At 70.6% G+C, this 10571-nt stretch carries 10 protein-coding genes; all 10 read right to left on the reverse strand.

From position 1 onward, the window contains the following. Nucleotides 1-69: 69 nt before the first annotated feature. Nucleotides 70-1272, reverse strand: a complete 1203-nt coding sequence (locus QZ772_RS02205; protein ID WP_295522591.1) for a lipid-transfer protein — start codon at nt 1270-1272, stop codon at nt 70-72. Then, the gene (locus tag QZ772_RS02210) at nt 1256-2449 is read right to left on the reverse strand and encodes an ABC transporter substrate-binding protein (protein WP_295522593.1); all 1194 of its coding nucleotides are present in this window, start codon (nt 2447-2449) and stop codon (nt 1256-1258) included. Before QZ772_RS02210 ends, QZ772_RS02205 begins: the two co-directional genes overlap by 17 nt. Nucleotides 2450-2492: 43 nt before the next feature. Then, nucleotides 2493-3671 (reverse strand): ABC transporter substrate-binding protein, encoded by a 1179-nt coding sequence (locus tag QZ772_RS02215; protein WP_295522595.1) that lies wholly within the window; start codon nt 3669-3671, stop codon nt 2493-2495. A 166-nt stretch (nt 3672-3837) separates the two neighbouring features. Beyond that, entirely contained in the window at nt 3838-4245 is a 408-nt protein-coding gene (locus tag QZ772_RS02220) for a nuclear transport factor 2 family protein (RefSeq protein WP_295522596.1), read from the reverse strand. 34 nt (nt 4246-4279) lie between these two features. After that, the gene (locus QZ772_RS02225; protein ID WP_295522601.1) at nt 4280-5449 is read right to left on the reverse strand and encodes an ABC transporter substrate-binding protein; all 1170 of its coding nucleotides are present in this window, start codon (nt 5447-5449) and stop codon (nt 4280-4282) included. A 47-nt stretch (nt 5450-5496) separates the two neighbouring features. After that, nucleotides 5497-6618 (reverse strand): hypothetical protein, encoded by a 1122-nt coding sequence (locus QZ772_RS02230; protein WP_295522602.1) that lies wholly within the window; start codon nt 6616-6618, stop codon nt 5497-5499. After that, nucleotides 6615-7166 carry a hypothetical protein gene (locus QZ772_RS02235; protein ID WP_295522605.1) on the reverse strand — a complete coding sequence of 184 codons (552 nt, stop codon included), beginning with the start codon at nt 7164-7166 and terminating at the stop codon, nt 6615-6617. Before QZ772_RS02235 ends, QZ772_RS02230 begins: the two co-directional genes overlap by 4 nt. Next, a complete protein-coding gene (locus QZ772_RS02240) occupies nt 7163-8209 on the reverse strand; it encodes a phosphotransferase family protein (RefSeq protein ID WP_295522607.1) in 1047 nt (348 codons plus the stop codon). The genes QZ772_RS02235 and QZ772_RS02240 overlap by 4 nt, the downstream gene beginning before the upstream one ends. 5 nt (nt 8210-8214) lie before the next feature. Beyond that, nucleotides 8215-9405 (reverse strand): ABC transporter substrate-binding protein, encoded by a 1191-nt coding sequence (locus QZ772_RS02245; RefSeq protein ID WP_295522609.1) that lies wholly within the window; start codon nt 9403-9405, stop codon nt 8215-8217. Between the two features lie 70 nt (nt 9406-9475). After that, on the reverse strand, nt 9476-10571 hold a 1096-nt coding region (locus QZ772_RS02250), incomplete at its 5' end, for an AMP-binding protein (RefSeq protein WP_295522611.1).

Here is a 10571-nt window from a genome sequence, read left to right on the forward strand (position 1 = left end):
CGGCATCGGCGATTAGCAGTCTCATGGGACTGGAATACGACCGGCGATGCGCGCCGGTGCGCACAGGGTTCAACCGAGTTCGTACACCGTGACCACGCAGGCGCCGCCCAGGCCCAGGTTGTGCTGCAGCGCATGGCGGGCACCCGGCACCTGCCGGCCGCCGGCCTCGTCGCGAAGCTGCCAGGTCAGCTCGGCGCACTGTGCGAGGCCGGTGGCGCCCAGCGGATGGCCCTTGGAAAGCAGGCCGCCCGAGGGATTGACCACCACGCGCCCGCCATGGGTGTTCTGCCCATCGAGCACGAAGCCCTCGGCCTCCCCCTCGCGGCACAGGCCCAGGGCCTCGTAGCTGATCAGCTCGTTGGCGGTGAAGCAGTCGTGCAGCTCCACCACCGGTATGTCCTCCGGCCCGACGCCGGCCTCCTCGTAGGCCATGCGGGCGGCGCGGCGTGCCATGTCGTAGCCCACCAGCTTGCGCAGGTCCTGCTCGTCGAAGCTGCTGTTGCCGTCGGTCGCCATGCCCTGGCCCGCGATGCGCACCCGCATGTCCAGGCCATGGCGGCGGGCGAAGGCGGCCGAACACAGCACGGCAGCTGCCGCGCCGCAGGTGGGCGGGCAGCATTGCAGCCGCGTGAGCGGATCGAAGACCATGGGCGAGGCCATGACCTCGTCCAGCGTGAGCGGGGTACGGAACAGCGCCAGCGGGTTGTGCGCCGCATGCGCGCGGGCCTTGACCGCGATGCGACCGAAGGTGTCGGCACGGGTCCCGTAGAGCTGCATGTGCATGCGGCCCGCGCCGCCGAAGAGCTGCGCCGCGATGGGCGCCTGCGGGTCGCGGCCCTGCACCTGGTCCAGCGCGTCCAGCAGGCGCTGCGACGGGTCGGGCCGGTCGGACCACTGCGCGGCGATGGCGCCGCGGCCCATCTGCTCGAAGCCCACCGCCAGCACGCAGTCGGCGGCGCCGCTGGCCACCGCCTGCCGGGCCAGGAACAGGGCCGTGGAGCCGGTCGCGCAGTTGTTGTTGACGTTGAAGACCGGCACGCCGGTGAGCCCCAGCCGGTACGACACCGCCTGGCCGCAGCAGGAGTCGCCGTAGACATAGCCGGCCATCACCTGCTGCACCGACTGGTAGTCGACACCGGCGTCGTCCAGCGCGGCCCGCGCGGCGCGCGCCCCCATGACGTCGTAGGCCTCGCTGGCGCCGGGCTTGGCGAAGGGCAGCATGCCCACGCCGACGACGTGCACCGGCTGCATGGCCTTAGCGGAACTGGTCATAGTCGAGCACCACCTTCCAGCGGCCGTTCTGCAGCTGCGACAGTCGCGAGCGGCTGGAGCCCAGGTGCTGCGCGGCCGAGAAGCGCATCGGTGGGTTGCCGAAGATGTCACCGGGCACGTCCACGCCCTCCATCGCACGCGTGAAGCCCTCGGTCGTGAGCTGCGGCCCGGCGCGTTCGAGCGCCCTGGCGATCAGGTTGATCTTGGTGTAGCCGTACACGGAAAAGATGGTGGGCACCGACTGGAACTGCGCCTGGTAGCGCCGGGCCCAGTCGGCCACGGGCGCAGAGGCATCGTCCAGATACGGAAAGGCCGCCGTGTGCACCGCATAGAGGCCATCCATGTCCTTGCCACCCAGGCGCGGGATCAGCTCCGAATAGCCGGTGGACGAGATGAGGAAGGTCGGCGAGAAGCCCAGCTTGCGCGCCTCGGCGATCACGCCCACCGTCTCGCGGATGATGGTGCCCAGCACCACGAAGTCGCAGTTGGCCGCCTTCAGCCGCGCCACCTGCGAGGAGAAATCGGTGGCGCCGCGCTTGTAGCTGGCCCGTTCGACGAGCGTGGCGCCCACGGTCTTGAGGCCCGCCTCGGTGCCGCTGAGCACCTCGTGGCCGAAGTCGTCGTCCTGGTAGAGCACGCAGGCCCGCGTGGCCTTGCGTTCGCGGTACAGCCCCGGCACCACCGGCGCGATCTGGTCGAAGGAGGCCGGCAGCATGGCGAACTTGAGCGGGTTCAGCGGCTCGTAGGTCTCGCGCGCCAGCGCCATCGGAAACAGACTGAACACGCCCTTCGGGAACATTACCTGCATGGCCGCCAGCGAATGCGGCGTGCCGAAGCTGCCGACGATGGCGAAGACCTTGTCCTGGTTCACCAGCTTCTGCGCGGCCAGCACCGATCGCTTGGGGTCGTAGCCGTGGTCCTCGACCAGCAGGCGCAGCTGGCGGCCGTGGATGCCGCCGCGCGCGTTGATCTCGGCGATGGCCATCTGCAGGCCGTTGCGCACGTCGCGGCCATAGGGCGCCACCGGGCCGGAGAGGTCGGCGATGGTGCCCAGCAGCACCTCGTTGGGCGTCACGCCCTGGGGCGGCGTCTGGGCCTGGGCGAGCGCGGCGAGCAGGCCGGCGCCCAACAGCGCCATCGTGCGCACAGAGCGGTCCAGGATGGAAGGAAGCGGCATGGCCATGTCTCCGTGTCGATGCAGGGCGAAGCGGGCCGGCAGCTCAGCGCGCCATCTGGTCGTAGTCCAGCACCACCTTCCAGCGGCCGTCCTGGATCTGCGACAGCCGGGCCTTGTTGGAGCCCAGATGGCGGTCGGGCGCGAAGGACAGCTCGGGCACGCCGAACATGTCGGCCGGTGTCTTCAGCGCCTCCACGGCGCGCGCCAGGCTGTCGGTGTCGGGCTGGGCGCCGGCCTTGTCCAGGGCCTGCACCAGGCGGTCGGCGATCACGTAGCCGTAGATCGAATAGGCGCTGGGTGCCTCGTTGAAGCGACCGCGGTAGGCCGTGAGCCAGGGCTTGAGCGCGTCCGACACGCTGTCCTCGTACGGATGCTGCACCGTCATCGTGGAATAGAAGCCGTCCATCGGCTTGCCGCCCAGCTTGTGGATGAGGTCGGTGTAGGTGCCGAAAGCGCCCAGGAAGGTGGGATTGAAGTCGATGCGGCGCGCCTCGTTGAGCGTGCCCACGGTCTCGCGGATCAGCGTGCCGGTGACCACGAAGTCGCAACCCGCGGCCTTCATGCGTGCCACCTGCGACGAGAAGTCGGTGGCGCCGCGCTTGAAGCTGGTCTTCTCGGCCAACTCGGCGCCCACGGTCTTGAGCCCGGCCTCGGTGCCACGCAGGATCTCCAGGCCGTATTCGTCGTCCTGGTAGATGATGCAGGGCCTGGCCGCCTTCTTCTCGCGGTAGAGCCGCGCCGCCGCCGGCGCGATCTGGTCATAGTAGGACGAGAGGAAGGCGAACTTGAGCTTGCTCACCGGCTCGTACATGTCACGCGACAGCGCGGCCGGGAAGAAGTTCACGACGTTCTTCGACGCCAGCACCGGCAGCGCGGCGTTGTTGACGCCGGTGCCCAGCGAGCCGGCCATGACGAAGATGCGGTCCTGGTTCACCAGCTTCTGCGTCGCCAGCACGGCGCGCTTGGGGTCGTAGCCCGAGTCCTCGACCAGCAGGCGCAGCTTGCGGCCCTGCACGCCCCCCTTGTCGTTGGCTTCGGCGATGCGCATCTGCATGCCGTTGCGCAGATCCTTGCCGTAGCCGGCCAGCGGGCCCGACAGGTCCTGCAGGGTGCCGACGATGATCTCGTCCTTGGTCACGCCCTGGGTCTGGGCGGCGGCCAGGCCGCAGGCGGCCAGGGCCAGGCCGCCGATGAAGGAATGAAGGCGTCTCGAAATGCGCATGGGGTTGTCTCCGTCAGTGGCTGGCCGGTCGGTGCGCTGCCGGCATGTTGTCGTGCCCGAACCATAGGGCGCGCGAGGGCGGCCGGTATCGTCGTATCCGACGAGCGTGGGGGCGCGCGATCCCGACCTGCAGCGCGACGCTCGGCGGTGCGCTGCAGGTCGCCGCTCAGGCCGCGGCCAGCAGCGACTTCAGCTGCATGCGGTCGAAGTACACCGTGTCGCGCGAGATCTGGTCGCCGCGCACCATCACCAGGTCCATGCCCTTGGTCATGACGCGGTCGGTCGAGCCCGGGCGCCAGACTTCCATGTCCCAGAACACGACCAGGCCGTTCTGGCCTTCCAGGCGATGGTGCTCGTAGATGGTCCAGCGCGAGTCCCACGCCTTGAAGTAGCTGTGCAGGTAGTTGCGCAGCCGGTCACGGCCGTCGATGCGCACGCCGGCGCCGGGCTCGCTGTACTGCACGTCCTCGGTGTAGTAGTTCAGCGTGCCTTCGATGTCGCGCTGGTCCCAGCAGCGCGTGAGGCGCTCGGTCACGTCCAGCAGGTGTTCGGTGCTTTGCAGCTCGGTGCTCATGGTTCGCTCCTTGGAAGTGGAAGGGAAAGGACGGTCAGTCCGCCGACACCCATCGGCCGTCGCGGATGCGGGCCAGGCGGACGGCGTCGATGCCCAGGCGTCGGCCCGGGGCATAGCGGATCTCCGGCGTGCCGAAGAGGGTGGCGGGCAGGGGCTGCGTCTCCAGCGTCTTGACCAGGCTGGCGGTGTCCAGCGCGGGGCCGGCGGCGCGCGCCGCGGCGGCGAAGCTGTCGATGACGAAATAGCCCTGGGCCGAGAAGACGCTGGGCTCCTCGTCGAAGGCGGCCTTGTAGCGCTGGGCCCAGGCGCGCACGGGGGCGGGGCCGCTGTCGGCATAGGGCTCGTCGATGACGACGCTGGCGTACAGACCCTCCACCGCCTCGCCACCCAGCCGCGGCACGGTGGCCGAGTAGGCCGACACGGTGGCCAGGAAGGCGGGGCGGAAGCCGATCTTGCGGGCCTCGGTCATCACGCCCACGGTCTCGCGGATCACGGTGCCGAGCACCACGCCGTCGCAGCCCGCGGCCGCCAGGCGGGCCACCTGCGAAGAAAAGTCCGTCGCGCCGCGCTTGTAGCTGGTGCGCTCGGCCAGCGTGCGGCCGGCGGCCTTGAGCCCGGCCTCTGCGCCACGCAGGATCTCCTGGCCGAATTCGTCGTCCTGGTAGACCGTGCAGACGGCGCGCGCGCCGCTCTGGCGCAGGAAGGCGGGCAAGCCCTTGGAGAGCTGGTCCACGTACGACGGCAGGTAGGCGAAGGTCAGCGGCTGCGGCGGCTCGTAGGTCAGCGCCGTGGCGGTGAGCGGCATGAAGTTGAGCGTCTGCGTCTGCCGCAGCAGACCGGCCGATGCCATCATGGGCGCCGTGCCCAACTGGCCCACGATGGCGAAGACGCCGTCGCGCTCGATCAGCTTCTGCGCACCCAGCACGGCCCGCTTGGGGTCGTAGCCGTGGTCTTCCACCAGCAGGCGCAGCTTGCGGCCGCCGATGCCACCCTGGGCATTGATCTCGTCGACGCGCATCTGCATGCCGTCGCGCGCATCCTTGCCGGCGCTGGCCAGCGCGCCGGAGAGGTCCAGCAGTGTGCCGATGCGCAGCTCATGCGGACCCACACCGCGCGCCTGGGCACCGGCCAGCGTGGCGGCGGCGCCCAGCACCAGGGCCATCAGGGCGCCGCGCAGGGATGCGGTCTTGGTCGTCGTCTTCATGGATGTCTCCTGGGGTGGCGGATCGATCGGCCGGGCGGCATGTGTGCTCACATGGGCGGCAGGTGCGCCACCTCGTCGTAGCGGCCGTAGCCGGGCGAGAGGCCGCACTGCAGCGCGCCGTAGCCGCTGCGTGCACCGTCGCGGACCTCCAGCACCTGGTCGGCCAGGCTGCGCAGCAGCGCGCGGTCGGCCGGGTCCGCGAAGTCCCACCGGCGCGCACCTTCATGCAGCGCTCCCTTGTCGTCGCCGTGGTTCCAGCCATCCAGGCCGCCGTACAGGCCGCCCTTGAGGAAGTAGCGACCCGGCAGGGCGCGCAGGCTCAGGGCCCGCGTCGAGCCGTCGGCGAAGGCCAGCGTCAGGCGGCCGCCGGTGACGACCTGGCTGGGCGCCGAGGCGTCCCAGTCGAGCGCGTGCGTGACGCCGACGATGGGCACCGGCGCCCCGTCCTGCCCGCGCCGGCCGCTGCGCGAGCCGCCCAGGAAGCGCACCTGGCCCGGCGCCTTTTCCTTGAGGAAGAAGTGAAGCGCCTCGTCCTCGAACTGCAGGCAGGCGAAGGCATAGAACATAGGCGGAAAGCGCGAAGGTGCGGCGTCGCCGGCTTCGGTGCGCAGTTCCAGCCGGCGGCCCCAGGAGCGGTCGCGCGCGCCCCAGCAGGTGTCGGCGTCCACGGCGTGGCGACGGCCGTCGAATTCGATCCATCCCTCGTAGCGGCCCAGCTGCACGAAGCGGTTGACGTCGGAATACAGCACGCCGTCCTTGCGGATCAGCTCGCGCCCTTCCTCGTTGGGCACCATGCGGCCATGGAACAGCAGGTCCATCGCCACGCCCGACGCGTTGGGCGCCACCACCAGGCGATGGCGGTCGAAGCCGGCCTGAACCTCGATGCGCAAGGCGCCGGCCTCCGGGTCCAGCGGCCGGTCGCCCGCATGGCGCGAGACCTGGTAGTCGAACTGGCGGCCGTCCATCGACACGCCCGCGTAGCCATCGACGATGCCGCGGCCCGGGTAGCGGCCCATGCCGACGTTGAAGGCCAGCCGGCCCTCGGGCACCACCTGGCCGGTGTACCAGAAGCGTTCGGTGAACACCGTCATGCCGCTGTCGTCTGCGGCCGGCTCGTGCAGCGGCGCGGCCGTCTGGTGGCCGAAGAAGTCGTCCTGGGGCGTGATCATGGTCGGGGGCCTGCCGGTGCGGCGGAAGGGGCCGGCGCGCGCTTGCGCGTGAGCCGGCCGAGGTGGGTGGGCGCCATGAATCGCAGGTCGGCCTCGGCGGCCGCGCGGCCATAGGCGAGCAGCCAGGCGTCGAGGTCGGGTGGCACGGGTTGCGCGCCGGGCGGCACCTGGGCTTCGGCCCAGGCATCGCAGGCATGGATGGCCTGCTCCAGCGCCACGGCATCGGTGGCGGCGGGCATGGGGCGCGGCACGCCCGGCGCATCCGCCACGGGCGGCTGTGCCAGCAGCGCCTGCCGCGCGGCCAGCCGGGCGGCCAGGGGCGCCGGGTCCCAGGCCACGGTGGCGCCCAGCTGCGCGATCACCTGCAGCAGGCTGGCGGCGGCGGCCCGCGCCGGGGCATCGGTGAGCCGCGGCATCAGCTGGTCCTCCACCGTGGCGGCCATGGCGGCAAGGATCATCTGGGGGGTCTCGCACAGGGCCGGCTGCGCCGCTCGCCCGGCGCCGGCTCCGTCGAAGGCGCCATCGGCTGCGGTGATGCGTGCGTTCATGCCGCTTTCTCCATCGCCTGCGCCAGACGCAGCAGGAAGCTCGGGTTGTTGTGCGCCAGACAGACCAGGCGCAGGTCCTGCCCACCCGAGAGGAAGCCCGATTCGCCACCGAGGTTGATGGCCACCATCTTGTAGAGCGAGAACACCTGCCAGTAAGCCAGCGCCTGCCGGTCCACGCGAAGGCCACCGGCGGCCTCGTACTGCGCGATGAAGGCCTCGTGGTCGATCAGGCCCGCCAGGCGCATGTCGGGCAGCATCACCCAGGCGAGGTCCTCGTGCGGATCGCCCAGGTGCGTCATCTCCCAGTCGAGCATGGCCGTGATGCGCGGGCCAACGCTGAGGAAGTTGCCCACGCGGTAGTCGCCATGCACCACCACCGGCCGCGCCACGCGCGGCGCCCGGGCCTGCAGCCAATGGGCCGCATGGGCCATGAGCGGCTGAGGCCGCCGGCTCCAGCGCCGCACGCGGGCCTGCCAGAACTGAACCTGCGCGATGCCGGGCGTCTGCGCCGCATCTTCGCCCTGCAGGGTGGCGATGCCGGCGGCCTGCCAGTCGAAGCGGTGCAGCCGCGCCAGCATCTGCGCCAGCTCTACCCCCAGCGGGGCCAGCACCGCCGCGTCGGCGATGCCGTAGTCGCGCGTGAAGGGGTTGAGCTCCTCGCCCGCCACGCAGTCGGTGACCAGGAAGGGCGCGGCCAGGATGGCCGGGTCGTCCGAATGCCAGCGCAGCGCCGGTACCGGCACGCCGGAATCGGCCAGGGCCTGCAGCACGCGGGCCTGGGGCAGCGCCGAGTACGGCGCCATCAACCCGGCCGGCGAGCCGACCTTGACGATGAAGCGCCGGCCGTCCAGCGCATGGCCCGTCGCGCGCAGGGTGAAGGCGGCCGTGATCCAGGACATGCCACCGGCGAAGCGGCGCAGGGCCTCGACCCGCACCGCGCAGCGGAGCGCGTCGCGCAGGTGACGCGCCAGGCCCGCGGCGATGGCCGCGTCGCTCAGGTCCGGGGCCTGCGGCGCATCGGCGATGACGGTGGCGGCGCTCATCCGGGTCAGTTCTTCAGCAGCACCCAGCGGCCACCCTGGATCTGCGAGATCCGCGCCACGTCGTTGCCCAGCCGCCGCTGCAGGCCGAAGCGCATCTCCGGCGTGCCGAAGAGCGAAGGCGGGATGCGCAGGGCGTCCATCGCCTGGCCGAAGCTGGCCGGCGTCAGCGCCGGCCCCGCCGCCTGCACGCCACGCACGAAGCTGTCGAGGATGAAGTAACCGTAGCCCGAGAACACCGTCGGGTCGTCCGCGAAGCGGGCCTTGTAGCGGGCGGCCCATTCGCGCAGCGGCCCGTTCGGCGAATCGAGGTAGGGCTCCTCCACCAGCATGGTGGCGTAGAGGCCCTCCACCGCCTCGCCGCCCAGTCGCGGGATCGCCGACGAATAGGCCGAAGACGTGCCGACGAACACCGGCTTGAAGCCCAGCTTGCGGGCTTCGGTCATCACGCCGACGGTCTCGCGCACCACCGTGGCCAGCACCACGCCGTCGCAGTCGGCGGCCTTGGCGCGCGCCACCTGCGACGAGAAGTCGGTGGAGCCCCGCTTGAAGCCCATCTTCTCGGTCCACTGCAGGCCCTGCGCCTGCAGCGCAGCCTCGGCACCGCGGGTGATCTCCAGGCCCAGCTCGTCGTCCTGGTAGATGGCGCAGATGCGCTTGAGCCCGCGCGCCTGCATCAGGCCGGGCAGCGCATGGCGGATCTGGTCGTAGTCGGCCGGATGGAAGGCGTACTTCAGCGGCGAGGCGGGCTCGAAGGCCTGGCGCGCCGATGACAGCGGAAAGAAGTTGACCATGCCGGCACGCTCCAGCAGCGGCAGCGTGGCCAGCATGGTGGCCGAGCCGAACTGGCCCACCATCATGAAGACGTGGTCGCGGTCGATGAGCTTCTGCGCGCCCAGCACGGCGCGCTTGGGGTCGTAGCCGTGGTCCTCGATCACCAGGCGCAGCTTGCGGCCGTGGATGCCGCCCTGGGCATTGGCCTCGTCCAGCCGCATCTGCATGCCGTTGCGGATCTCCTTGCCCGGGCCCGCAGCGGGGCCGGAGAGGTCCTGCAGGCTGCCGATCAGGATCTCGTCCTTCGTGATGCCGCGCACCGGCTGCTGCGCATGGGCATGCCCGGCCGCCAGCAGCAGGCCGCCGAGCAGTCCGGACAGCAAGGCCCGCGCGGCGGTGTGCAGGGAATGACGGATGGATGTCATGACGGTCTCCTCGACAGGTGGCACAAAGCACGCGGCGCACTGCCCCGCACCTGCGGCGATGCAGCCCGCCTCAGCGGTACATCGCCTCGATCTGCTCGGCGTACTTCTTCTGCACGAAGCTGCGCTTGAGCTTCATGGTGGGCGTCAGCTCCTCGTCCTCGGCCGACAGTTGCGTGTCCAGCAGGAAGAAGCGCTTGATCTGCTCGACGCGGGCGAACTTGCGGTTGGCCTTGTCGATCTCCGCCTGGATCAGCGCCTGGATCTCGGGGGCGCGCGTCAGGCTGGCGTAGTTGGAGAAGGGGATGTCGTGGTCCTGCGCGTACTTCTCCACGTTCTCCTGTTCGATCATCACGATGGCCGTGAGGTAGGCGCGGCGGTCGCCGATCACCACCGCGTCGGTCACGTAGGGGCTGAACTTGAGTTCGTTCTCCCACTCGCTGGGCGTCACGTTCTTGCCGCCGGCCGTGATGATGATGTCCTTCATGCGGTCGGTGATGCGGAAGTAGCCCTGCGCATCCACCGTGCCCACGTCGCCCGTGTGCAGCCAGCCGTCGGCGTCGATGGTCTCGGCCGTCTTCTCGGGCAGGTTGAGATAGCCCATGAACACGTTGGGCCCGCGCACCAGCAGCTCGCCCGTGGCCGGGTCGAGCCGCACCTCGTTGTACGGGCTGGCCGCGCCGATGGTGCCCAGGCGGATGCCCCCAGGTGGCATGCTGGTCGAGATGCCGCAGGACTCCGTCTGGCCCCAGGCCTCGAGCATGGGAATGCCCAGCGCCAGGTACCAGCGGATCAGCTCCGGCGAGATGGGCGCCGCGCCGGTGGCCATGAAGCGGCAGCGCTGGATGCCGATGAAGCGGCGCACGTTGTCCAGCGCCGCCAGGCCCGCGAGCCGGTAGCGCAGCTTCAACCAAGCACTCACCGGCTGTCCGGCGAGCACGCGGTCGGCCACGGCCACGCCCTGGGCGATGGCCCAGCGGTACAGCGCCTGCTGCACGGGGCCGGCCTCCTTCACCGCGATGGTGACGGCCGAATAGAACTTCTCCCACATGCGCGGCACGCCCGCGAACACGGTGGGCGTGATCTCGCGCACGTTCTCGGGCACGGTGTCGGGGTTCTCGACGAAGTTCATGCGCGTGCCGGTGTAGATCGAGGCATAGAGCCCCACC

Source organism: uncultured Pseudacidovorax sp. (assembly GCF_913773995.1).
Classification (GTDB): Bacteria; Pseudomonadota; Gammaproteobacteria; order Burkholderiales; family Burkholderiaceae_C; genus Xenophilus.